The 24,815-nt window shown below is 52.4% G+C and carries 16 protein-coding genes; 4 read left to right on the top strand and 12 right to left on the bottom strand.

The annotated features are described in order from the left end of the window. The first annotated feature begins 24 nt into the window (after window positions 1-24). Window positions 25-2,142: an FISUMP domain-containing protein gene (locus tag BUA40_RS03025; protein WP_072798189.1), complete on the top strand. Its 2,118-nt coding sequence runs from the start codon at window positions 25-27 to the stop codon at window positions 2,140-2,142. 18 nt (window positions 2,143-2,160) lie between these two features. Here the strand turns inward: BUA40_RS03025 and BUA40_RS03020 are convergent, their stop codons facing one another. Then, window positions 2,161-3,003 (bottom strand): 50S ribosomal protein L11 methyltransferase, encoded by an 843-nt coding sequence (locus BUA40_RS03020; RefSeq protein WP_072798187.1) that lies wholly within the window; start codon window positions 3,001-3,003, stop codon window positions 2,161-2,163. A 273-nt stretch (window positions 3,004-3,276) separates the two neighbouring features. On the opposite strand from BUA40_RS03020, the gene BUA40_RS03015 reads away from it, so the two are divergent. Next, on the top strand, window positions 3,277-4,284 hold the full coding sequence (locus tag BUA40_RS03015; protein ID WP_072798185.1) for a Fic family protein: 1,008 nt from the start codon (window positions 3,277-3,279) through the stop codon (window positions 4,282-4,284). 1 nt (window position 4,285) lies between these two features. On the opposite strand, the gene pyrH is transcribed toward BUA40_RS03015, so the two are convergent. From pyrH to BUA40_RS02960, 11 genes are all read right to left on the bottom strand, one after another. Then, window positions 4,286-4,990, bottom strand: coding sequence for a UMP kinase (gene pyrH, locus BUA40_RS03010; RefSeq protein WP_072798184.1), 705 nt, complete (start codon window positions 4,988-4,990; stop codon window positions 4,286-4,288). A gap of 62 nt (window positions 4,991-5,052) precedes the next feature. Next, complete coding sequence (locus BUA40_RS03005) at window positions 5,053-6,882, bottom strand: carbohydrate-binding protein (protein ID WP_255369179.1); 1,830 nt, start codon at window positions 6,880-6,882, stop codon at window positions 5,053-5,055. Between the two features lie 160 nt (window positions 6,883-7,042). Continuing rightward, complete coding sequence (locus BUA40_RS03000; protein WP_072798182.1) at window positions 7,043-8,542, bottom strand: carbohydrate binding domain-containing protein; 1,500 nt, start codon at window positions 8,540-8,542, stop codon at window positions 7,043-7,045. Window positions 8,543-8,566: 24 nt separating this feature from the next. After that, window positions 8,567-10,891 carry a beta-xylosidase family glycoside hydrolase gene (locus tag BUA40_RS02995; protein WP_072798179.1) on the bottom strand — a complete coding sequence of 775 codons (2,325 nt, stop codon included), beginning with the start codon at window positions 10,889-10,891 and terminating at the stop codon, window positions 8,567-8,569. 260 nt (window positions 10,892-11,151) lie between these two features. Next, entirely contained in the window at window positions 11,152-12,795 is a 1,644-nt protein-coding gene (locus BUA40_RS02990; protein ID WP_072798177.1) for a sialate O-acetylesterase, read from the bottom strand. Window positions 12,796-12,965: 170 nt separating this feature from the next. Then, the gene (locus BUA40_RS02985; protein ID WP_072798174.1) at window positions 12,966-14,570 is read right to left on the bottom strand and encodes a sialate O-acetylesterase; all 1,605 of its coding nucleotides are present in this window, start codon (window positions 14,568-14,570) and stop codon (window positions 12,966-12,968) included. 148 nt (window positions 14,571-14,718) lie between these two features. Beyond that, complete coding sequence (locus BUA40_RS02980) at window positions 14,719-16,809, bottom strand: carbohydrate-binding protein (RefSeq protein ID WP_072798172.1); 2,091 nt, start codon at window positions 16,807-16,809, stop codon at window positions 14,719-14,721. Between the two features lie 132 nt (window positions 16,810-16,941). After that, window positions 16,942-19,170: a carbohydrate-binding protein gene (locus tag BUA40_RS02975; protein ID WP_072798169.1), complete on the bottom strand. Its 2,229-nt coding sequence runs from the start codon at window positions 19,168-19,170 to the stop codon at window positions 16,942-16,944. A 125-nt stretch (window positions 19,171-19,295) separates the two neighbouring features. Further along, the gene (locus BUA40_RS02970; protein ID WP_255369177.1) at window positions 19,296-21,524 is read right to left on the bottom strand and encodes a carbohydrate-binding protein; all 2,229 of its coding nucleotides are present in this window, start codon (window positions 21,522-21,524) and stop codon (window positions 19,296-19,298) included. A 191-nt stretch (window positions 21,525-21,715) separates the two neighbouring features. Continuing rightward, window positions 21,716-23,047, bottom strand: coding sequence for a hypothetical protein (locus BUA40_RS02965; RefSeq protein ID WP_072798166.1), 1,332 nt, complete (start codon window positions 23,045-23,047; stop codon window positions 21,716-21,718). Continuing rightward, window positions 23,044-23,907, bottom strand: coding sequence for a DUF4423 domain-containing protein (locus BUA40_RS02960; protein ID WP_072798164.1), 864 nt, complete (start codon window positions 23,905-23,907; stop codon window positions 23,044-23,046). Before BUA40_RS02960 ends, BUA40_RS02965 begins: the two co-directional genes overlap by 4 nt. Window positions 23,908-24,146: 239 nt before the next feature. On the opposite strand from BUA40_RS02960, the gene BUA40_RS02955 reads away from it, so the two are divergent. Continuing rightward, window positions 24,147-24,539 (top strand): Fur family transcriptional regulator, encoded by a 393-nt coding sequence (locus BUA40_RS02955; RefSeq protein WP_072798161.1) that lies wholly within the window; start codon window positions 24,147-24,149, stop codon window positions 24,537-24,539. Further along, window positions 24,532-24,798: a hypothetical protein gene (locus BUA40_RS14335; protein ID WP_143149675.1), complete on the top strand. Its 267-nt coding sequence runs from the start codon at window positions 24,532-24,534 to the stop codon at window positions 24,796-24,798. Before BUA40_RS02955 ends, BUA40_RS14335 begins: the two co-directional genes overlap by 8 nt. Window positions 24,799-24,815 lie beyond the last annotated feature (17 nt).

Below are 24,815 nucleotides of genomic sequence, written 5' to 3'. Positions count from 1 at the left end.
CGTAACGCTTTATATGGGGGTTCTATGAACATCAAGGGAAAAGCTTTTTTATACACCTGTGTTTGCGCCGCCGTTCTCGCCGGCTGTAGCGGAAAGAGCGGAACCACAGGCCCCAATGATGACGATTCGCAGGATTCGTCTTCGAGCTATTCTAAATCGAACGACAAGGATGGATCCTCGTCAAGCGGCAAATCGGACAATTCATCTGGTTCCAATTCGAACGGTTCGTCTGGCAGCACAGACGACACAAGCTCTTCGTCTACCAGCGACAGCAATTCGTCTTCTGGCAGCGAAAGCTCTCAAAAACGCACTCAAGACGACTATTTGAACCCCGACATCGAATACGGCGAACTTAAGGATCCGCGAGACGGAAGCGTCTACAAGACCGTAAAAATCGGCATTCAAACATGGATGGCGCAAAACCTTGACCTGAAAACCGAGGAAAGCTCCGAGTCCCGCTATAACTGCGGAAAGCTGTACACCTGGGGCGAAGCCGTGGACCTTTCAAGGCCATTCAACACATATTGCAGTACAACAGACGTCTTTAACTACAAAGGAATCTGTCCCGACGGCTGGCATTTGCCGCAAGTTCACGACTGGAACATCCTCGTCAATTACGTAAAGAAGCAAGGTTACACCGATATTGGAGCCGCGCTCAAATCCAACAGAAACGGCGCTTGGCCCGAAGATTCCACCGCAACGGACGCCTTCGGTTTTTCTGCCGTTTACGGCGGCTACGTTTCTTACGCCGGAGTCTATGTGACTTACGGTTCTGTGGGACACACGGAATCTTGCTATTGGTTCGCCGAAGAAGACGGTCCCAGTTTTTCGGAAAACTACGCCAGAGAAATCTGTTTCTCAAAAGGTGGTGCCGGAGGTGGCGGCGGCACCTTTAAGGAACAAAAGAACTTTGTCCGCTGCGTTAAAAACTACGACATCGATGAAGGCGCTACACCCGCTCCCAAGGCAGGAAGCGTCTACGACAGCGTCGCGAACACGTTGACCGACCTGCGCGATAACAAGGTCTACAAGACCACGCAAATCGTGGACCAGGTATGGATGGCCGAAAACCTAGTCTACGTCACTGAAGGCGGATACGCCGATAAAGGTGTCGGTAGCAAATGCACCTCCGGTATTGTTGATTCCGTTTACAGCTGCTACTATCGTTGGAATGCCGCATTGGATGTCCCCAGCGGTAACATGATGGAAAAAGTAGAAGTGCCCGAAAAGCCCCAGGGACTCTGCCCCAGCGGATGGCACATTCCCAGCAAGAATGAATTCGAACACCTTTACGAAAACATCGGCAAAAATGTTGCAGACATTTCGTCTGTCAGCGGATGGCGCAGCATCAACAATTTTGAACCCGCCACAGGTTTCAACCTGTACCCCTTGGGTTACTACATCGCCTGCGGATTCGAAGACTATTCTTACACCGGTTTATGGACTGCCGAAAACGACTCCTCCACGGGCGGGGCCTACATGTTCTCCAGCGGCACCTCCATGAGGTCATCCGACATTGCCAAACGCAAATACCTCCCGGTACGTTGCATCCGAGACGAAGGCGCCACTCCTATTGAATTCACGGATTTCGGCACCTATACCGACACTCGCGACGACAAGGTCTACAGAACGACGAAAATCGGTGAAGACACTTGGATGGCCGACAACATGAACTACATCGACACCACCAGTCTTCTGAAAAAAGGCTCTGTCTGTTACGACAGCACCGATTCCAACTGCACCACTTACGGCAGGCTCTACACCTGGAATGCCGCTACCTTGGGCGGAACCGAACAAGGCGTATGCCCCAGCGGCTGGCATGTCTCTACAAGAACCGATTGGGACAACCTCGAAAAGGCCGTGAACAACACGGCGAAAATCGGCACCCTGCTGAAGGCAACCCGTTTGTGGAAAGAAATCGCCTATCCTAAAAATGAATTCGGATTCACGGCGATTCCGGCCGGTTACTACGACGGAAAATTCGCCGGACTCGGCACTAGCGCACAGTTCTGGACGAGCACGATTGTGAGCGACAGCTCGGCATTCTACTACTCCATTTCGAATGCCAACACCGTCCTCGAGAAGTTCGCGAAGTCCAAGACAGTCGCACGCTCGGTGCGCTGCGTCAAGAACAAAGAGTAGGAATAAAAGGGAATATGGTTAGGAGTGTGCGAGCACACTCCACCACTCTGTGCTAATTCGTTCTTCTTTGACTTTGAAGCCGGCTTCTTCAAACCACTTGAGGATATAATCCTTTTCGGTCAAAAGCTGGCCCGAGATAATCAACTCGCCACCTTCGGCGAGCAAGTCTTCGATATCGTCACGGAGCGGCCAAAGTTCGCTGCGGATCATGTTGCAGAGAATGACGTCGAACTTGGCACCATCTTTAAAAGCATCCAAGAAACCGAGAATGCAATCGCATTCCTTGAAACCGTTGCGTTCGAAATTTTCGGCAATGCAAGGAATCGTGAGCGGATCGATTTCAGTACCGACTGCCATGCGGGCGCCCATGCGGCGAGCGTACATGGCCAAGATTCCCGTACCCGTACCGATGTCCAGCACCGTCTTGCCGTTGAAATCAATCGATTCCATAAGGGTGGCACAGCTGCTGGTGGTATCGTGTTCGCCGGTGCCGAATGCAGTCTTTGCTTCGAGTTCAAGCACCACGGCTTTCGGGTCATCGGGAGTAAATTCAACCCAAGGCGGACGCACCCACAAATGGGGCGAAACGGACACGGGCTGGGCACGGTCACGCCACCACTTGTCCCAATCCTTCGCGGGTTCTTCACTAACGGAAAAATGATACTGGGGGAATTCGTTTACGATACGGTCCCGTTCGGCCTTGTCGCCGGTATAAAAGCAAAAATCCGTGCGGCCTTCTGCCTTAGGGTCCAATTCTTCGAGCGTTGCCACGCCGGCTTCAAAAAGCAGGTAGCTTGCCAATTCAAATTCTTCGGCAGGGCAATAGCCCTCGGCCTTGTACCATGTATCGATTTTCTGCATGGCACAATAATAGAATTTCAGACACTCGACGCTGACTCCCGCCTTCGCGGGGACTATAAAAAAAAGGAGAGGCTCGGTACGCCAACCCCGTCACCGAGCCTCTCACCAAGCGCAAACACCTAAAACCGCTTGGACCCCTTTCATCCATCTTGTAAACTAATATAAACACATTTAGGTAAATCGGCGAAAAAAAGTGACAATTTCTTATTCCAAGATGGAACATTCCAATTTCGGCCTTGCTTTTTGGTGCATTCTACGTATATTTTGCGTTAAATGATAGTCTCTAAGCCGCTTTTCATACACCAGTACCCCGACTGGACCAAGTTCCGCTACAACGCCCAAAGCGTCATTGACGCCCTGGGGCAGACCCGCCTGCTTGAAGGCGCCCTCGTAGGTGTGGCGGATTTGGTATGCAATACCGAGTTCGAAACCAAGATGCTCGCCCGCGATATTGCGGCGAACTATGCCCTCGACGGAACCGAGCTCAACTTGCAAAACCTGGAAGACGAAATTCAAAAGAAGAATTCCGCCAAGAACGACATCCGAAATTTTGTAGGGGCTATTCAAAACGCAAAGCTCCCGCTGACCGAAGAGAGACTTTTCGCGTGGCACGCCGCCATCGGCCAGAACAAAGTAAAAAGCTTCAGGACCAAGGAGAGCGGCATCGGAACCTTTACAGGCGTAAGTCCGGAACGCATTCCGCTCGAAATCGGGCGTTTTATAGACTGGTTTGAAAACTCGACGCAAGACGGAGCCATCAAAGCCGCAATCGCGCACTTTTGGTTCTTGACGATTCGCCCCTTTGAAGACGGCAACGGTCGCATCGCCCGCGCCTTAAGTGCCATGCTCTTGGCCCGCAGCGAAGATACCACCCGCTGCCAATACGCGCTGAACGAACAAATCTTAAGTGACCGCGAAAAATACATCGAGACGCTTTTCAAGGCACAAGCCGGCAACGGCGACTTAACCGAATGGATTCTATGGTTCCTAGGCGCCATGCAGAAATCCATCGAAGAATGCAAGCGCGAAATCACCGGCGCCCTCAAGAAAATGCAGCTTATGCAAAAGAACGACCAAGTTGACTTGAGCAGCCGTGAACGCAAGATTGTAGAAGCCGTCTGCAACGGCGTCCTGCCGGCCATTTTCTCGGTCAAAGAAGTCGCCGCCTTTACCGGCACCAGCCACGACTCCGCCCTCCGCGACATTCAGGACATGATTCAAAAAGAAATCGTCCGCCCTGAAAACAAGGGCGGACGAAGCCAGAAATACAGCCTGATTTAAATTAGCAGTGCACCAGCGTGCCGAGGTCGCCTTCGATAGCGGCGCGGGTCAGGTTGCCCTTTTCCATCTTGAAAACGAAGATGGGCATGTTGTTTTCCATGCAGAGAGCCACAGCTGCAGTATCCATAACCTTGAGACCGCGAGAAATGACTTCCTTGTAGGAGATGTCATCGAAGCGGGTTGCAGTCGGGTCCTTGACCGGGTCGGCCGTGTAGATGCCGTCAACCTTAGTGGCCTTCATAATCACGTCGCATTCGCTTTCGATAGCACGGAGAGCGGCGCAGCTGTCCGTGGTAAAGAAGGGGTTGCCCGTACCGGCAGAGAAAATCACGACGGAGCCAGCGGAGAGGAGCTTGAGAGCCTTGCGACGATCAAAGAATTCGCAAACCGGTTCCATGCGGATAGCGGACATCACCACAGAATCGATACCCTGTTTGTCCAAAGCATCTTGCATGGCGAGGCCATTCATGACCGTGCCGAGCATGCCCATGGCGTCGCCCTGAGCGCGGTTCATGCCGCCTGCAGAAGCAGAAATACCACGAACCAAGTTGCCACCACCAATCACGAGAGCCACTTGAACGCCCTGCTTAACGATGGATGCGATTTCCGAAGCCATGTCGGAGAGGATAGTATTATCGATGCCGTGGCCCTTTTCGCCTGCGAGGGCTTCGCCACTGAGCTTGAGAAGAATGCGTTTGAATTTCATAGTGAGAAATGTAATAAAATGCCCGCCAGGATTGGCGGGCAAGGAGTGATTATTATGGGAAATTACTTGATGCGATGACCCGTGAGATCAAAGCGCTGGCCGTTCTTTTCGATGAAGAGTGCGTTACCCTTCTTGAGAAGTCGCGGAGAGGTAGTGTTGCGCACTGCCGCGGGGATTGCCTTGTGCAAGCCCATCGGTTCGCAACTTTCGCCCTCACAGAATTCAATCCAGTCGATGTCCATCCAGTCGCCGGTAACCGTGAAGCGGAGAATGTGTTCGCCTTCGGTCAGGTTCACCTTGGCTTCGACTGTATTGTATTCGTCATAGTTGTCTTCACCGGCGGTTGCTGCAGGCACGGCGATTTCTTCGGTAATGTCCTTGCCGTCCATGGAGAGCTTGAAGCTTGACGTGCTGTTGGCAGAAGCCACGGAGGCGTTCATCGTGTAAGTTCCCGTCGAAGCCACCTTCACGGTGTATTCGAGCCATTCGCCAGCCTGGTTGTAGCCGACAATGATGCCAGATGCCTTCTTGTAAAGGTCGACACCGGTACCCGGGCGGTAGTCGGAGTCGCCGTGGTTTTCGGTATCGCTTTCGTTATAGGTGGTATTGCCCTGGCCCACGCCGTTAATGTCGAAATCTTCGACTTCAATCTTGCCCGGAATAGCGAGAGCTTCACCCTTGAACGGAGCGCGCGGAACCGGCTTTAAAACCAAGCGGAGAAGAGCCGAGCCGTGAGCCGGAAGTTCGATAGAAACGCTGGAACGCGGGCCCAAGTCTTTTTTCTGCCAAGCGTCGCGGACTTCTACTTCGCCTTCTACGCCAATGTCTGCAAAGTTGCATTCGACAGTCTGGGTAGAATTGTTGTTGTTGAGGAGTGCCACGGCAAGGTCGCCATTCTTCAAGGGTTTGGTCCAGACCTGCTTGCCTTGCTTGTCAGAGATGCGGTGGCCCTGAACGCCCAAAGAATCCTGGTTGATGGCAATCATGTCCTTGTTCAGGTAGAGTTCCTTGGTTTCGTTGCTCATGTTGCGCACGTCGGAACTGATCATGATGGGAGCCGCCATAATGGACCACATCGTCATCTGGGAGCGCTGTTCTTCGTAAGAGAGGCCCCTGTTGCCCACTTCGAGCATGTCCGGGTCATTCCAGTGACCAGGCTTTGCAATTTGCCAGTACTTGTTGTTGGCATCGATAATTTCGTAGACGCCGCGATACCAAGAAGTCGAAATCCATTCAGGACCGATATCGAAAGTGGTACGCCAGAGGTTCGCAATTTTTGGCATCCACTCCTTGTATTCCCACATGCAAATGCTGAACACGATGTCGCGTCCGGAATTGCGGAGGGCCTTGGACATGGCGGTGTAATCTTTTTCCTGGGTATTCGGGTCAGAATCGCAGTTGTCGTACTTCCAGTAGTCAACACCCCATTCGGCGAGTTTCTTGGCATCCTGTTCTTCGTGACCGTTGGAACCGCTCTGGCTATCCCATTTGCTGTTGTAATGGTGGCAAGTACGTTTGCCGCGGTCGCCGTAAAGGCCGAACTTAAGGCCCTTCGCATGCACGTAATCGGCAATGGCCTTCATGCCGCTCGGGAAGGTTTTCGGATTATTCTGGAGGTTGCCTTGCGCATCGCGCTTGGTGTCCATCCAGTTGTCGTCGAGGTTCAGGTAAATATAGCCCGCGTCCTTCAAGCCAGAAGACACCATCGCGTCGGCGATTTCCTGAATCTGCTTTTCGTTGATGTTTTCGTGGAACACGTTCCAGCTGTTCCACCCCAGCGGGGGTGTAAGCACCAAACTATCGGGATGGGCAAAGGCCTGAGAGGCCAAACCACAGAAGGCAAGGGCGATAGCCCCGCCAAACGAGTATTTTTTTAAGCCAAACATCTTCATCACTCCATGATGATATTTACACCTAAAAAAATATTCTTAAAAAAAGGAAAAACTCACCCAGAAAAGCAAAACGGCGTTGACTATTTGTCAATGCCGTTTGTCATATTATTTCTGAATTTAAGCGAATTTCAGCAATTTTTACCGATAAAAGCGACCGTTTTTATTTAACATGGAACAAGGTCTTTTTGCCGTTCTCGCTACGGAGCATGTAGACGCCCTTCCCGAATTTGGCCTTCAACAAAGTCTCCGTTTCCGTCGCATGGCGAATTTTCACCGTTCCGAGGCGTTTGCCGGAGAGGCTATATACCGCATATTCGGCGGTAGCAGCGACAACCGAGCCCATTTTCGGTGCAATGCCAGTCAATTCCGGATCCGTCGGAGCATCAATCTTTTTAAGCACGACATTATCCAGCATAAGCGTACCCGTTGCAGCGCCCGCGTTAAAGCTCAAGCGACTGTTGGTATCCGTTGCGGCTGTCATCTGGAAATTGAACTTGAAGTTCTTTACATCTGTTCCAATTTCAAAATTCTGCTTTTCCTTGAGGTAGCTTTCCCACGGGTCATTATGCTGTTCCACGTTCACTTCGAGCGTGCGGGCAGCGCTTGCGACTGCATCAAAGCTGATTTCGTACCACTGGTCCTTTACAAGGCGCAAGTCGTGCTGAATCAGCTGCACCTGGTAATTCTGTGTGCCGATTGCCGAAATATCGAGCTTGTACTTGCCGTCTTTTGCATCGCCGCTGGCCTGAGCGTCACCATGCGTCTGCAAGTCCCAAGCCACGGCGCTCGAATCAAAGCCACCGTTAAAGACTTCTTCGCGGTTCGTGGGAACGACAATCGCAGGGGTCGGCGGAGTAATGCTAGAACCGTCCAGCGAATAGTTCTTCACAAAATTCCAGATTTCCACGCTCGTGTTCACGCTCACGGCTTCGTCCATGGAATACCAGTGGCCCTTGCCATCAATAGTCAGCAAGCGCACTTCGACACCATCGGTGCAGCCGCTCCAGATTTCAAGCGATGCGGCAGAGCCCGGCTTGGTCGACGGATACGGCTTGATCTTCTGCGAATTGCTGGAGCATTTTTGCGCATTGACCCAGCCTTTCAGGGTATTCACGGTGCTGTTATAATTCACCACGTCGTCGGTGGTACCGTGCGTATGCATAATCGGCATGGCGCGCTTAGGCGAATTCACGCCACCGCCACCCGAAACAGGCGCGATGGCCGCAATCTGGTCGCCCATCTTGTTTGCCACATGGTAACTCATCATGCCACCCATCGAAAATCCCGAAACGTACACACGGTTTTTATCAATGCCGTACTTGTTGTACATCTCGTTGATGATGGCCTTGATAAAATTGATGTCTTTATTGCCACCGATGTCCCAGGCCTTATTTTCGCCGTTGGGGAACACCACCACAAAGCGCGCGGTATCGGCAATGGATTCCCACTTCGCCGCATTCTTCTGGTAGGGGGCATCTTGATTCATGCCGTGCATCTGAATGATGAGCGGGCGATTCTTTTCGATTCCCGACGGAGCATACACGAGCATGCTGCGGGATTTTCCGTCAACTGTGATGTTGTCAGCAACAGCATGACCCGTAAGCAGCGCAACACTTGCGAAGGCAAGCACCACCTTGCCCAAATTTTTGAAACCAAACATCCTTCGCTCCTTTTTTATGGGTCCTTACTTCGTTACCGTAAAGCGACGAACCATCCCATTCTTCGCTCTAATCAGGTACACGCCCTTTTCCGAAACCATGGCGCGCACCTTAGACTGAGCCTCGCTTGCACTTGTCGCAAACACGGAGCCCACAAAGTTTCCGTTCAGGCCATACACGCGGTAAACCTGTTCGGCCTGCACATCGTAGCGCACTGCATTTGCGATACCCGTCGGATCAATCGGTTCCGGGTCCGTAGCGTTTGCGCCCTTCACGAATGTGAAGTAGTCAATATCGAGCCAGGCGCCAGTAACCGTAAAGCGGAGCACATGTTCGCCAGCAGGGAGCGTTACATTGGCCTTCACCTTGTTGTAATCGTCGTAATTTTCTTCGCCGGAACTTGCCGCAGGCACTGCGATTTCTTCGGTAATGTCCTTGCCGTCCAGGGAGAGCTTGAAGCTCGAGGTAGAGCCAGCCGCAGCAACAGCCGCGAACATGGTGTAATCACCTGCATCCTTTACGTTCACGGTGTATTCGAGCCAGTCACCTTCGCTGTTGTAGCCCACAATGACGCCGGTCGCCTTCTTGTAAAGGTCAACGCCCGTGCCCTTGCGGTAATCGCTATCGCCGTGGTTTTCGGAATCGGCGTCATAGTAAGAGGTGCCATCTTTACCCTTGCCCGGAACGTCGAAGTTTTCTGCTTCGATCTTGCCTGGGAGAGCAATAGCAGGGCAGTTTTCACCAGCGGCACAGAACGGAGTCTGCGGGACAGGTTCAGAGCCAGCGCCATCGAGATAAATTTCATCGTTCACGTCGGTACCGACCTTGAACCAATCAAAGTCTGCGTAACCACCGGCCTGCTTGGTCGCAAAGTTGAAGAGGCCCCAACGCACGCCCACGAACATGTGCAGGTCGTAATTGAGCTTTACATCGCTACCGATTTTTGACCAGGTACTGCCATCGGTACTGTAGTAGAAGTATGCGGTACCGCGGTCAATCGGCAAGTCAAAATCGATACGCAAGTAAACCTTGGAACCCGAAATCGCCTTGCTATCCTTCAGGCTTTCACCATTCTTGTTTCCGGTGTACATCACCACCTTGTAGCTACCGCCATCTTTAGCGAGCGCCACAAAGCCCTTGTCGTCCTGCAGGGCAACGAGGCCAGCCATATCGCCATCCTTCATGCCGGTGCCATCCACAAGCGTACGGCCAGAGCACTTGGGGCCAAAAGAGCGCTGGGTCAAGGTGTTCTTCGCATTCACCACGCGGCTATCAGTGCGGCTCGTAGTAATGCGGTAGAAGCCCGGATTTGCAGACAAGCTCCAGTTCTTGTTATCGGGGTTATGGTTGAACTGCCATTCGAGAGCAAGTTCGCTAGATTCAAAGTCATCAGAAGTCACCATGCCGTAGCCCGGCAACGGAGATTCCGGCAAGTCAATTGTAGAGGGCGCCTTGGAGCCGCTCGTGGGCACAGGCCAGCCGTCTTTCCATTCCATCGGAACCAAGTGCGACATACGGCCGACCGGGCCGGAATCGCGGAACAGGAGGGCATACCACTTGCCATCGGGAGTATCAAAGATGCCACCCTGCGCAACGCCGTTGTCAGAAAGGAAGTACCTTCCGCTGTAACCAGAGAGCAAGTTCTTGGAACGGTAAACAATTTCACTACGGCTCTTGCCAGCCGGCCAAGAAATCGTGAACAAGTAATATTCGCCGTTCACCTTTTCCATGTGCGAACCTTCTTGCTGCACATAGTAATTGCTGGTGCCGGTCACCTGGTTCACGCTCACGCCGCCAACCTTACCGCTCTTGCCGCCAGCCTTCACGCCGCTAGCGTCGTCGTTCAACTGCACGTAGCTAATCTGGTCGCCACTGCCGTAGAACACCCACACGGTTCCGTCGTCATCGAAGAACAGAGAAGGGTCGTGGTAGAACGGAAGCTGCACTTCGCTCCACTGGCCGCTTTCCACGTCGGCGGTCTTGTACAGGTGAGTCTTGCCCGTCGTGTACGACGGTGTCAGCACGTAGAAAAATCCCTTGTGATAACGAATGCTCGATGCCCACGAGCCCTTACCGTAGGCGTCTTTGCCGCCATTCAGGTTCTGCTGGTCATTGTTGGTGAGCGTCTGGTAAGCATACCCCACCGTGCGCCACTGGGCCAAATCGGTGCTCTTGAAAACGGGCACGCCCGGGGCAAAGTGCATGGTCGTCGTGACCATGTAATAGGCGTCGTCAACGCGGACAATCGAGGGGTCCGGGCTATCGACATACATAATCGGATTGTTAACTGTTACAGCGTAAACTGCACAAGAACTAGCGAGGGCAATGCCCAAACTTTTAAACCATCCCATGTTAGTACTCCTTTTGCGGGCGCACCACCGCCCATGCAAATTTCTTCATAGTAAAATTACCCTAAAAAAGGCCCTTTTTACCATTCCCGCACACATTATCCTTTGACAAATTGTCAATCCTTTTCGCCAATAAAATGAAAAACACCCCTTATTCAGGGGTGCAAAACAAAGAGAGAGAGTTTAAGTCCTAACCGTAAAGGAATCCGAGCACGACCGCGACTACCGAGAAAAACGCAATCTGCTTGATAATTGTAATTTCATTACTTTTCATAAGTCACCACCTTTTGTTTGATGCCCATCTTGCTTGCAGAGCGAACCAAATACACTCCCTGACGGATACCCTTGACACCGCCCTTGACCATGCGGACTGCAGCATCCATGCCAGAGGCCTTGAAGCTAGCCACATGCTTGCCCTGCATATCGAACAGGTTAAAATTGCTTTCGGCTTCGGTCATCAGGTTCACACGCTGGGCAATGCCCGTAGAAGTGAGTCTGAATTCTATGAAGTCAATATCGATCCAGTCATTGGTGATTTCGAGCTTGAGCTCATGTTCACCGGCAACCAGAGCAGCCCTGCCGCCTTTCGCCGTGGTAAACGTATCAAAGCCCGAACCTGCATTCACGATTTCGTCACCGATGCGATCGCCATCCATGTAGAGCACAAATCCACCGGTTCCGTTCTCGCCCGCCACGTTGGCAGAAATTTCGTATTCGCCATCGTTTTCCACGTTTACGGTGTACTTGAGCCATTCGCCCTTCTGGCAGTGGCCCACGACAATGCCCATGTTCGGCTGATAAATATCCACATCGTCCTTACGAAGCTTGCCGCCTTCGTTGCCCTTGCTCAAATCGTAATAAGCCTTGTCGGCGCCGCCCTTGTTGTAGTTTTCAGCTTCGACCTTGCCAGGGATTTCAATCGGGTCCGTGTACGGGCCATATTCCTCGGGCGGTTCATCCGGAACCGTAGACTGGCTCGGGTCCACAAGGTTTACCGGCGGAGCATCCGGATCAATCGTCTTGTCGATAAGCTTGAGCATTTCGGAGCAGTAGCGCTTGCCAAGTTCAATCACGCCTGCACGGCCAAAGTGGTACGGGTCCTTGCCGTTACCCTGCAAGCCCTTGGAAGAGGCAAGTCCGAACTTCTTGAAATTTTGCTTGAGCTGGGCAATGCCGCCGTTTTTGCTAGAGCAGCAGTTCTGGCCTTCCTGGAGGAGTTCGCCCGCCACAAACGGCACTTCATTTTCGTCCAAGCCAAGCGCATCAATCACGTCCTTGTAGGTCTTGTAAACGGTCTTGCGCCAGTTAGCATCGGTACCGTCACTTTCGCCCTGGTGGAAGATGAAGCCCTTGATGACGCCCACTTCCTTTGCCTTCTTGGCAAGTTCCAGAATGCGTCCCGGAGGGTTGTTGTCGTAATCCTTGGGCCAGCCCCAGTTCATGATGTCCTTGCCATCGCCCCTGAAATAAGCTTCGTACTGGTCCTTGTCGAAGGCGCGGATGCTCACCGCACCGATAGCGACCGGAATAATACCCACGGTAACGCCCGGCAGGGAATCCACCATAGCGCGGCCGAAGTAGTCTGCCGGAGAAAAGTTTTCGAAGGGGTGGAACATCGGGGGAATTGCCGGGTACCATTCGCCCGTCTTGATAGACTGATTCGTCTTGCCGCTGCGCTGGCTCGCGTTTGCGTTATGCGAGGCGAGCATCAAGAACTTGTCCTTGTACTTGTCCTGGTCTTCGGAAGGGACGATATCGCCGTTACCCGCCATGTTGGACTGGCCGTAGGCGATATAAATGTGGAAATTCGGGTTCGGCGCCGCATTGGCAAGCGTCGCAAGCATCAAAAGCCCGCCCACAAGCCATAATGTCGGAGTCAAAAACTCAGAAACTTTTTTGAAATCCATAGCACACTCCTTTTGCAATACCCTAAAATTACCCTCAAAAAACGCCGATTTCACGCGAAAAACGCCAAAATTTATGGATAAATAGTCAACAAAAGGTAATGAAAAATAAACAAGAAACCCGCCTTTTTAGGCGGGTCTCAGCATTCAATTCTTAAAATCGTCCAAAATGCCTATTTGGCTACCTGAATCAGGTTCGTACGGCCCTTTGCAGACTTGGCCAGGTAGGTGCCACCGCGCTTGACCAGGTTAGCGGCATTCACGCGGAGTTCCGCCTTGCCCGTTGCACGGACCACGCCAAGATAGGTGCCGTTCATATCGAAAATGCGGTAATTTTCGGCTTCGGTCGGCATATTCAGACGGACATCGGCAATCTTGGTGCCGCAATCGGCGCATGGTTCTCCACAACCATCGCAAGGATCCTGCGCCATCGAGAAGTTGATGTAGTCGATATCAAAGTATTGCTGCGTCACATCCATGCGCAGAATATGCTTACCGGCCGGGAGAGTCACCTTCTGCTTCACTTCGGTGAAATCATCGTAGCTAGAGCCCGTGACCGTGAATTCGCCAACGGACTTGCCATCGATAGAGAGCGTAAAGGAACCCGTACCGTCGGTAGCAACAGAAGCTGCAGCGGTGTAATCGCCTGCTTCGGCAACATTGACAGTCCATTCGAGCCAGTCGCCGGTAGTGTTGTAGCCAGCGGCAATTCCGGTAGCTTTCTTGTACAGGTCAACGCCGGTATCCTTGCGGTAGTCGGAGTCACCGTGGTTTTCGCTATCGTCGCCGTAAGAAGCATTGCTCGTTCCATCTTCGTTCTTGCCGATACCCGGCTTGTCGAAATCTTCCACTTCGACCTTGCCCGGAATCGCAAGAGCTTCTCCCTTGAACGGAGTCTGCGGTTCAGGATCCACTGGCGCTACGTTAATGAGCTTGAGCATTTCCTGAGCGTAACGCTGACCCATGCCGCGGTAGCCTTCTACGGTAAAGTGGAGGCCGTCGCCCTTGCTTCCGTAGCCCTTGGAGCTCGCCACGCCAAAGTTGACGATGTACTTGGAAAGATTGTGCACACGGCTGTTAAAGCCCGCGCAAGAACCGCCGTCCACCATTTCGCCGGCGACAAACGGGGTTTCTTCTGCTTTAAGGCCAAGCTGCGTGAGCATGTATTCGTAAGTCTTCTTGACAATCTGTTCCCAGTTGCTCATGCCACCATCGGTTTCGCCCTGGTGGAAGATAATGCCCTTGATGACGCCTTTTTCTTGAGCCTTCTTGGCCACTTCGATAATACGGCCCATGGCGTTACCATCGTCACCGTAAGCCTTGGCACCGTTCTTCAGCCAGCTTTCGGCGGAATTAAGGTAATTCTTGTAGTCATCGGGGTCAAACAAACGGATACTCGTGCCGCCCTGCGCCACCGGGATAATACCGATTGTCACATCGGGCAGGGAGTCTGCCATGTGGCGGCCAAACCAGTCTGCCGGAGAAAGGCCCTGGTTGCACTTAAACATCGGAGGCACTGCCGGGTACATCTCGCCCACTGTCGGGCGGCCAAGGTTACTGCAAGACGTCGTTGCGAACATCTTTACGCGCGGATGTTCCTTACCGTCGACATTCTTGTCAAAGTTCGTGGCATTGCCTTCCATGTTGGACTGGCCATACGCAATGTAAATGTGGAAATTCGGGTCCGGTGCCGCGTTTGCAATTGTCGCAAGCATCATCAGCCCGCCCGCAAGCCAAAGGGCCGGGGTCAAAAACTCGGAAATCTTCTTGAAATCCATATCACACTCCTTTTGCAATACTCTAAAATTACCCTCAAAAACAGCTTTTTTCGCATAAAAGGCGAATATTCCATGGATAAATAATCAACCAACGAAAAACCCCGGAAACATTCCGGGGCTTTCAGCAAGGTTTTTTAGAGATTTTAGCTTATTTCGTCACCTGAATGAGCTTGGTACGGCCATTCATGGACTTGGCCAGGTAGGCGCCACCGCGCTTCACGAGGCTAGCCGCATTGGCACGGAGTTCTGGCATGCCCGTTGCAGAAACCACACCGAGATAGCTTCCGTTCATATCGAAAATGCGGTAGCTTTCGGTTTCGGTCGGCATGTTCAGGCGAGCATCGGCAATACCCGTATTGCAGTTTTCGCACGGCTTTTCGAACTTGAGGTAATCAATATCGAACCAAGAGGTCGTCACTTCGAGGCGCAGAATATGTTCGCCAGCCGGGAGCGTCACCTTGGCCGTGACATCCTTGAAGTCATCCCAGCTGGAACCGGAAACCGGAACTTCGGCAAGGGACTTTCCATCGATCGAAAGCGTAAAGCCCGGATCCGAATTGGCTGTCGCAACAGAAGCGGTCATGGTGTATTCGCCGGCTTCCTTCACGTTCACGGTGTATTCAAGCCATTCGCCAGCCTGGTTGTGACCCACCACGACAGCGCCAGAGGACTTCTTGTAAATATCGACGCCCGTATCTTCACGAACCTTGGAGCATTCGGCAGTCTTGCCTTCGTCGGTGCAGGCATGGTTTTCGGAATCGGAATCGTAATAGGTCTTGTTTTCCTTGCCGGTACCCGGAACGTCAAAGTTTTCGGCTTCGATCTTGCCCGGGAGTTCCACAGCCTTGCCACCAAACGGTTCGCGCGGTACAGGTTCTGCAGGCGTTCCCACGCCCACGAGCGTCACGATGCAATCCTTGAATTCCGAGCTGCCCGGATCCATGGTGATTGTCACGGAGCCGTTCTTGACTTCGACTTCGCCTTCATACTTGGCATTCTTCGCCTGGCTCGTGGTGTACACATGGAACGTTTCCACATCGGCACCCTTCACGTTCACCGTTACGGTCTTGGAATTCTTGTAATCGCGGTTCACGAGCACCACAATCACGGAGTCGCCTTCGGAGCTCTTGTAAGCACTGGCAAACAGGTTTGCTTCGGGCTTGGCGGTCGCTCCCACGCGGATTGCACCCGGGCGGATGAATCGGGCGAACTGGCTCATCACGTAACCGCGCTTAGAAATCTTGCCGATTTCGTTGCTCGGAATCTGAAGCTTGTTGCCAAAGTCCTTTTCCATGATCAGGCCATAGCAACGACGGATGTACCACCAGGTGTACTGATTGAAGTTGCCCACAACCATGGCGCGGTGGATTTCGTAAGCCACATCCATGGCGTTCACGGTATCGCGCTTGTTCTGGTTCGCCTGGTCGCCCGTATTCGTAATCGTGCGCCAGTAGTTACCGCTGCCCTGGCTTTCGGTGTAGTGTTCCGTCATCCAGCGTTCCACGTTTTTCTGGTCAGCCAAGGAATACTGGAACCAGCTATCGGCAGTGTTTCTGTCGCTCGCATAGAAGTGCGCACCGAGAATGTCCCAGTTCTTGAGAGCATTCGCATCGTTCAGCACTTTATCATAAAGTTTCTTTTGATAAGCAAACGATTCCGTCGAAATCACCTTGACGCCGTTCTTGCGCATCTTATCGGCATAGCCCTTGGTGAAGTTGTAGATTTCATCTGCACTCCAGCAAGCCCATTCACCGCACCAGTCCGGTTCGTTACTGATAGAGATGGCGTACAGGGGAACGCCCTGGTTCTTCATGTAATCATTGAAGCTGTTCAGGTGATCCACATACTTCTGGTAGTTCGAAGAAGCCATGTGCTGGTTTGCACCCGCGTACGGCGAAGTCCACGGCGTTGCATACAAGATAAAGTCATCGCCGGCGTACTTTTTGGCATACTTTGCGGCCTGTACTTCTTTATTAAAATCGTTTGAGCTTGCATACACCGGAATACGGAGCGTGTTCAAGCCAATCTGGCCATCGCCCGTACCGAACGCAAGCTTGGCATCGGCTTCGGAAAGACCGCCACCGCCCTGCCACTGGTTATGCACCATGCCACCGAAACCGCGAATGACCTGGTGTTCTTCCGTTACGTCGACATTGACCGTCGAGGCCATAGCCGAACTCCAAAGGCCAACCACTCCAAAGGCAAGGCCCACACTCTTTGCAATTTTTTGGATTGTCATCTTATACTCCTTTTTAACACAACTCCCGATATTAAAATACATTCCTGCAATTCTAAAATCAAGACCTTTTTTCCCAGAGGAAAGGCACCCCCGTTCGGGGGTGTCCTCCTGGTTGGATGTGTTTATGGGAAACTATTTGGTAGTACGCACCTTTGCAATCATGCCGTTTGCGCGATTACGAATCAGGCATATTCCCTGAGCCTTTTCGCTACCCTGAATGGAACCACTCTGCCAGAGTTTGGAAGCTTCGGCCATGTTGCGGGCCGTAAAGCTAGCCACCTTCTTGCCATTCAAATTGAACACGTCAAACGTCGATTCCTTGGCCACATTCAGCTTCACGTTACCTGCAAGACCCGTCGGTGTTTCCGGAGCGTCCTTGCCTGCAACGAAGTTGATGTAGTCAATGTCGAACCAGTCGCCCGTTACCGTCATGCGCAGGATATGTTCGCCAGCCTTCAGAGACACATTGGCTTTCACATTGGCAAAGTCTTCCCAGCTGGAACCAGAGACTGCGACATCGGCAATCTTGTTTTCATCGATAGACAGCGAGAATCCAGCGGTAGAATTGTCCGTTGCGACAGAAGCGTACATGGTGTAATCGCCATCTTCCTTCACGTTCACGGTGTATTCGAGCCATTCGCCAGACTGGTTGTAGCCCACCACGTAACCGGTCGCCTTCTTGTAAATATCGACGCCGGTACCTTCGCGGTAGCTCGTGCCACCATTTTCAATGCCATGGTCGTCGGAATCGTTTTCACTGTAAGACTTGATTTCGCTGCCGCGGCCGACACCCGGTTCATCGAAGTTTTCGACTTCAATCTTGCCCGGAATTTCCCAAGCCTTGCCTCCGAACGGAGACTGCGGTGTGGGAGGAGTTGATCCACTGCCTTCGAAGCCCCAGGCCTTAACAGCCATGGTAGAATCCTGAGCGCCCTTGAACACCAAGAACAGCTGTTTTACAATGCCCTTGAGTCCTTCCACTTCGCAAGTGGTTTCGGCATAAGTATTCTTGTTGCCGGTATTCTTGAGGTTACAAGTGCCTGCGAGCGTACCCGTTGCAGAACCCGTGCGGATTTCAATCTTGTTGCCGTCGCCAGCGCTTGCGGCTTCAACCTTGAAGGCCGTCGCTGCAGTACCGAAGTCAACACCCGAAACGCGCAGCCAAGATTCCTTGGTCGAAAGCGGAAGCAGCACATGTTCAGCAGCCTTGCCCTGCACAAAGTTGGAGCGGCTGCGAATGCCCTTCTGCTTGGAACTCGTGAGAGCCGGATACCAATCGTACGGATCGAAGTTTTCAATCTGTTCCGGGCCTTCGTTGGTGCAAACCACCTGCTTAATTGTACCGTCGGCGTTGTAGAACATTTCGTCTACGGAAACGCTACGGTGATAGCCTTCGTTCGGTTTCGGCTGACCGTCATCGGCCGGAATAATTTCCAGGCCGTTATGGCCCTTGGCAATACGACGGTCATGATAGACAACATAAGAGTGGCCCTTGAATTCGGCGATACCATGGTGGTTGTTGTTGCCGTTGATGCTGCGGCCGTTCATACTCGGGTCGCCGAGAATGGTGCCCTTCCAGGTGTAAGGGCCCATTACGTTGTTAGAAGTACCGTAGTCAATCGTCGGAGCGCCCTGCTGCCAACCGGTACTGTACGAGAAGTAGTAAGTGCCCTTGTGCTTGTGGATGTAAGAGGCTTCAAGCATCTTGCGGGTCGGCAAGTTGTTCACCTTCACGTGGCTGCCGTTACCCACCGGAGCATTTTTCGCATCGTTCAGCTTGACGATATCGAAGTTATCGGTGTTCGGACGGCTGTTACTTTCGCCGCCGCCCCATGTAACGTAGGTGGTTCCGTCGTCATCGATAAAGATACCCGGGTCAAAGCACCAAGACACACCATCGCAACCGATAATGCCGCGACCGCCGACAAGCTTGTCCTTGCCGTTACCCACGGCGTTCGTCCACGGGCCTTCAATTGCAGGAGCCTTGATATAGCCGATACCGCCGCCACCGCCATCGGGGAACACGATGTAGAACGTACCGTTATGCACGGCAATGCCAGAAGCCCAAATGTCGTTAATGCCGCTCACCTTACGGGCATCGTAAATAATGCCGAAGTCGGTCCAGTTCTGCATATCCCTACTGCGGAATGCATAAAGGGCGTAAATCTTGTAACCGTTAGAATTGTACGGAGCCGGGTCATCGGAGTCCGTGATGATATAGAAGTACTCATCGTCAGCGGCAGCACCCGGGTCTGCCAGGTAATGGTAAGTCGAAATCGGGTTGTCGGCAAGGCCGAAAGCCGCCAAGCCCACAATCAAACACGCGGCCTTCTTCAGGCCTTTAACATTCCAAACATCCATAAAGGACTCCTCTGAAGGTAAAACACCACACCTTCTATCTTTAAAATTATCTTCAAAAGCACAAAAAAAAGTGCCCCGAAGGACACTTTTCTTTGACTTTTTGTCAATGGTTTATTTATAAATCTTTACTTCGCGGTGCGAATTTTGGTCACCATGCCGCTGGTGCGGTTACGGAGCAGGTTCACGCCGCGGGCCTTTTCAGACCCCTTCACGGAACCATCGCGCCACATCTTAGTGGCTTCGATCATGTTGCGGGCCGTAAAGCTTGCAATCTTCTTGCCGCTCAAGTCAAATACATCGTAAGTCGAGACAGAGGCAACATTCAGCTTGGCTTCCTGCTGGATCCCCGTGGCCACTTCGCCAATCGAGAACCAGTCCACGTTCACGTTGTCGCCGGTAATCACCAGTCGGACAATGTGTTCGCCCTTGGTCAGGGTCGCATTACCGGCATTGAATTCTTCATAGACGCTCCAGTCTTCGCCAGTCTGCGGGACCTTCACGGTATCGCCCACGACCTTGCCATCGACAAGCAGGCAGAAGCTTGCGCCGTTTTCCATACCGGTAGAAGCCGATGCCTTCAAGGCGTATTCGCCATCTTCTGGAACCACGATCGAGTATTCCAGCCATTCACCAGCAGCGGTGTAACCAATAGCCTTGCCGGTACCACCGAGCACGATATCGACTCCCAAGTCGGTACGGAATTCGGCATCGCCCTGGTTTTCGGACTCGTTGTCGCTATAGGATTGCGCTTCATCACCGCGGCCCGTGCCCGGAACGTCATAGTTTTCGGCTTCGATCTTAGCCGGAATCGTCACAGCCTTGTCGCCATAAGGAGTCTGAGGAGTCGGCGGAGTAGAGCCGCTTCCTTCGAAGCCCCAAGCCTTGATTGCCATGGTCGAATCCTGCGAGCCCTTGAACACGAGGAACAAGGATTCCACGACACCCTTCAGGCCTTCCACTTCGCACTTGGTTTCAGCAAAGGTAGACTTGTTGCCGGTATTCTTGAGCGTACATGTGCCCGCCAAGGTACCGCTTGCAGAACCGGTATGGATTTCAATCTTGTTGCCGTCGGCAGCACTTGCTGCCTGCACGGTAAAGCCCGTAGCGGCCGTACCGAAGTCCACGCCACTCACGCGAATCCAGGATTCCTTCGTGGAAAGCGGGAGCAACAAGTGCTCGGCGACCTTACCCGGAGCCCAGTTGGAGCGACTGCGGATGCCCTTCTGCTTGGAGCTCGTGAGTGCCGGATACCAGTCGTACGGATCAAAGTTTTCAATCTGCTTCGGACCTTCCTTCGTGAAGGTCAGTTCCTTCATGGTGCCATCGCCATTGTAATAGAATTCATCGACGCTTACGCTGCGGTGGTATGCGGGCGCCGGATTCGCCTTGCCGTCGTCGGCAGGAATCTTTTCCAGGCCATCGTAACCGTTCGCGATACGGCGGTCATGGTAGGCAACGTACCAGTGGCCCTTGAATTCGGCAATGCCATGGTGGTTGTTGTTGTTCGCGTTGATGTTCTGGCCACCAATGTTCGGGTTCCCCATGAAGATTCCCTTGTATTCGTAGGGGCCCATCGGGTTCTTGGACATGCCGTAGGCAATACGCAAGTCAGCCGTACTGTAAGACAGGTAATAGTTGCCCTTGTACTTATGGATGTAAGAAGCTTCCATCGCCTTCGGGCCGCCAATCTTCAGGTGAGTCTTGGTACTCACGTCAAAGCCCTTCATGTCCTTGTTGAGCTTGTAGATGTTAAAAATGTCGTTATTGTTGTTGTTCGCCGGGCGGCTATCGCTGCTACCGCCACCGAACGTGAAGTAGCCCGTACCGTCGTCATCAAAGAAGATTGCCGGGTCAAAGCACCAGCCGATGCCGTCGCAGTCCGAAATACCGCCACCCCAGTTGTTGATGAGCTTCTTGTTGCCCGAAACGGGGTTCGTCCAGGGGCCGGCAATGCTGTCGGCGCCGATGAGGCCAATGCCGCCACCACCGCCATCGGGGAACACGATGTAAAGCCTGTGATCGTTGGGGTTCACCGCAATGCCGGATGCCCAGATATCGCCGATACCGTCAACCTTGCGGGCATCGTAAATGATACCGAAGTCGGTCCAGTTTTTCATGTCCTTGGTGCGGAAACCGTAGAGGGCCTTGATGTTGTAGCCGTTTGCGTTGTATGCCGCCGGGTCGTCGGAGTCGGTGATGACGTAGAAATAGGTGTCATCGGCGGCAGCGCCCGGGTCAGCCAGGTAGTGATAACTTGAAATCGGGTTGTCGGCCAAGCCAAACGCGGCAAGTCCGGCAACTAAGCACGCAGCCTTTTTCAGGCTTTTCAATTCCCATACTTTTCTGTAATCCATGAGGACTCCTTCGAAGGCAAAAACACAACCAAACCTTCTTAATTCAAAAATTACCCTAAAAAAGCACAAAAAAAACGCTCCAAAAGCCTATTTCCATTGACACATTGTCCATAAGCATAAAACAGAAATGGCGGACCGAAGCCCGCCATAATGCTCGTCATTGCACCTAGTGCAACATTTTTAGATGAAAACTATTCCTGCAGTCCCTTGACGCCGTAAATCGTGATGTCGTCAAGCCACATTTCGTAAGGCGTACCCGTCGTGACACCACCGCCAAAGAAGTTCAAGTTCGTCACATGATCCTTGACGTTGTCCCAACCGATATTGCCACCGTTCTTGGTAGAATCCGACTTGAGCAAGCTCTTCGGCGTCACCACATAACGGGTCCATGCGGTATCAAGAGTCAAGTGCACCCAAGACTTACCGTTTTCGTAGCCAGTGCTATCGAGGGCAATAGAATCCAGGAGCACATCGAAGGAGAGGCTAATCCACTGAGTAGAATCGCCAATTCCTGCACGGGCCCAGAACACCACAGAATCAAGTTCACTGAAGTCCTTCACGCCATTCAGATCGTGACCCATCAACGCCCAGTTGTAGTTAGAATCATTCTGGTATACAAAGTGTGCGGACAGACCCTTGCGACCATTGACATCGCCTTCGGCATCAAGTTCAGCAGAGGCATACCTAGACACCGAGGTGTACCAGCCATAGGTGCTATCTTCGAAGTCTTCGAATTCGAACACCGGATACTTGCTTGTAGTATCTTCCTCAGATGTCGTATCCGGCTGCACGATCACAATCTTCTGGCCGATAACCACGTTCTCGGAAGTCTTGTCAGATTCCACCTTGGTATTGCGGCTACCCACAGCCATGAAGTTGCTGATGGTAGAAGATTCGCCGTTCATATCGAGAGTCTTGTAAGTGCGGAACACAAAGCCCACCACATTCAAGACACCCTTCGGAACGCTAGCGAATTCAAAGTTACCGGCAGTGTCAGTTTCAACAAAGTAATCGAGGCCCTTGATGCCCACCGTCACGGAGGATTCGTTATCAGGCAAGTAGACCTGACCAGTAATGGAGCCAGCGTTTTCCACCTTGATAGAAAGAGAATCGCAGGAACTGTCAGTCACCACCACGCGGGCAAGAGCCTTGGCAGATTCGCGACGGGCTTCAATCGTATAAGAACCAGGTTTAAGTCTCGGGAGGTTCAACTGGCCCTGGTCGTCCGTTTCCATATTCAAGACGCCAATAGAAGAATCAGATTCGACAACCGGCGATTCCAGTCCGTCGAGATCTTCACTATAAGCCATATTGTTTGCGCCAGCCAAGAATTCAGAGGGACGCACAAAAACCTTGGTACGGGCCGCAGGAGAGCCATCGCTCTTCTGCACTGCAAGCACGACAGCAATGGAGTTCTCCGTTTCAAGCGAAGTACCCGCGCCGTTCGTCTCGCCGCTAGTGCAAGCCGCAATGAGCGCTCCCACTGCTGCTGCAAAACCTATATGCCACACCCATTTCTTCATTTGGACTCCCTTTTGTCGCCCTCCACAGAATCAACGGTACGGACACCGCCCTTACGCGCAATCGGATAAAAAGCCATCGAAAGCTGCATTACTCGATCGGGGTTCTTGGCACTGTCCACCCTCTTTTGGACCAAGCGCCTAAATTCCCTAAGCATATCACCCAAGTCATCGAAGCAGGACTGGTCCACGGACAATGTAAGAGTAGAAATATTTCTTTCGTCAACAGGAATGTTGTCGAGCGCATCGCTAGCCAAAGAGAGGACTTCTTTCTGGAAATGGCGCACGGCAAGTTTCTTTTCGGGGCCACCAGCCGTCAAATGGGCGTCTGTAACCGCCAATTTACCAGAAGCCATCTTCTTTACCAAACCAACCTCTAGCAAAGTATCGATAGCTTCCTGAGCCTGGGCCTCGGTAATCGGGGGGCACAGGTCTCTAGAAATCTGCTTTACGTTAACCACGCCACCGTTCAGTTCGAGGTAGGCGCGCACGGCCGGAATCCACCAGTTCTGGAGCAGCTTGAGTTCGGCTGCCTGCAGGCTGTGGCGGTCCACATCCCGAAGATCGAGGGCTTTCGCCATCAATTCTTCGCGTTTGCTCTTGTCCTTGGTTACTGCTGCGGAGAAGAGCAGGTCAAAGTACTCGGCCTCACGGCCGGACAGATCCAGGATTTCTTTCGCGGCCGGGAGTGCATGAGCCGGAAGGTGCTGCTTTTTCTGCAACACGCGATAAAGGTAGCTGGAATCCAGCCCCAGCTTGTCCCCCATCATACGGTACGAGTAGAACGGCATTTCGGCCTTTCTACGGTCGTAGTACTCCTTCAAGAAGTCGCGGTAATCCGATATGTCAGAAAACGTAACCATAATTATTTACCCGTATATTTACAATAATAAAATAGACTTTGCAGGTAAAGAAACATATACCAACGGCAAAAATGCCGTGGACGTTTTATCCAAATCGGTTGTGACAATGGTCACAAAATGGCCTAAATGGGGCAAAATCCCCAAAAAAAGGGATTTGGGGTCTTGCCAACCTACAAATTGCAAACCATTCGCAATTTTACTATATTTGCGAATCGTTCGCAAATTAGGCGTTTTTGGAAATGGAATACAAAACTCAGACCCGACAGATGATCATGGACTACATGGCCGAAAATCCCGACCGGATTTTCAAGGCCTCCGAATTGGCCCAGAGCCTGTCCGAAGTTTCGCTGAGCACCATTTACAGGAACCTGTCCAGGCTCGAAAAGGCGGGAATGATCCAGATTGTCGGCGCCGCCGAGAATAATGAGTTGCAGTACCGCTATACGGGACCCGGTCGTTGCGAAGAAAAAATGCACCTCGTTTGCAAGGAATGCGGCAAGTTCTTCCACCTGGAAGGCCCCGCCCTCAAGGTGTTGCAGCTTTCGGTGCAGCGCAGCGGTTTTGAACTGGACCAGCAGCAATCGGTGTTGCTCGGACGCTGTGCGGGTTGTTCGCGGAGGCGTCATGGTTAACGCCCTGTTCAACAAGTTACTCGTCGTCTTGGCTTCGCTCTACGTGGCCAAGCATTTGGAGCACCACTGTCACGGCGAACACTGCCACGTGTGTCACCACATCCACCGTTGCCTGGAACTGATTTCGGTTTGCATGGAACTGGTGGTAGCACCGTTCGAACTTGCATTACGATTTTTCTACTTCAAACTAGTTTGCTTTAGGGCTGCGACTTCGCAGCCGACGACACTTGTTTCACAAAAAGTCCTGCTACTGAATTGATGTGTTCCGATTGAACG

This window comes from Fibrobacter sp. UWT2 (assembly GCF_900142545.1).
Taxonomy (GTDB): domain Bacteria; phylum Fibrobacterota; class Fibrobacteria; order Fibrobacterales; family Fibrobacteraceae; genus Fibrobacter.
This window is presented reverse-complemented; position numbering and strand designations above follow the sequence as displayed.

Bases quoted from the DNA above. Each gene is read 5' to 3' on its own strand.
- BUA40_RS03025 (WP_072798189.1), top strand. From the start codon at position 25: ATGAACATCAAGGGAAAAGCTTTTTTATACACCTGTGTTTGCGCCGCC.
- BUA40_RS03020 (WP_072798187.1), bottom strand. From the start codon at position 3,003: ATGCAGAAAATCGATACATGGTACAAGGCCGAGGGCTATTGCCCTGCC.
- BUA40_RS03015 (WP_072798185.1), top strand. From the start codon at position 3,277: ATGATAGTCTCTAAGCCGCTTTTCATACACCAGTACCCCGACTGGACC.
- pyrH (WP_072798184.1), bottom strand. From the start codon at position 4,990: ATGAAATTCAAACGCATTCTTCTCAAGCTCAGTGGCGAAGCCCTCGCA.
- BUA40_RS03005 (WP_255369179.1), bottom strand. From the start codon at position 6,882: ATGAAGATGTTTGGCTTAAAAAAATACTCGTTTGGCGGGGCTATCGCC.
- BUA40_RS03000 (WP_072798182.1), bottom strand. From the start codon at position 8,542: ATGTTTGGTTTCAAAAATTTGGGCAAGGTGGTGCTTGCCTTCGCAAGT.
- BUA40_RS02995 (WP_072798179.1), bottom strand. From the start codon at position 10,891: ATGGGATGGTTTAAAAGTTTGGGCATTGCCCTCGCTAGTTCTTGTGCA.
- BUA40_RS02990 (WP_072798177.1), bottom strand. From the start codon at position 12,795: ATGGATTTCAAAAAAGTTTCTGAGTTTTTGACTCCGACATTATGGCTT.
- BUA40_RS02985 (WP_072798174.1), bottom strand. From the start codon at position 14,570: ATGGATTTCAAGAAGATTTCCGAGTTTTTGACCCCGGCCCTTTGGCTT.
- BUA40_RS02980 (WP_072798172.1), bottom strand. From the start codon at position 16,809: ATGACAATCCAAAAAATTGCAAAGAGTGTGGGCCTTGCCTTTGGAGTG.
- BUA40_RS02975 (WP_072798169.1), bottom strand. From the start codon at position 19,170: ATGGATGTTTGGAATGTTAAAGGCCTGAAGAAGGCCGCGTGTTTGATT.
- BUA40_RS02970 (WP_255369177.1), bottom strand. From the start codon at position 21,524: ATGGATTACAGAAAAGTATGGGAATTGAAAAGCCTGAAAAAGGCTGCG.
- BUA40_RS02965 (WP_072798166.1), bottom strand. From the start codon at position 23,047: ATGAAGAAATGGGTGTGGCATATAGGTTTTGCAGCAGCAGTGGGAGCG.
- BUA40_RS02960 (WP_072798164.1), bottom strand. From the start codon at position 23,907: ATGGTTACGTTTTCTGACATATCGGATTACCGCGACTTCTTGAAGGAG.
- BUA40_RS02955 (WP_072798161.1), top strand. From the start codon at position 24,147: ATGGAATACAAAACTCAGACCCGACAGATGATCATGGACTACATGGCC.
- BUA40_RS14335 (WP_143149675.1), top strand. From the start codon at position 24,532: ATGGTTAACGCCCTGTTCAACAAGTTACTCGTCGTCTTGGCTTCGCTC.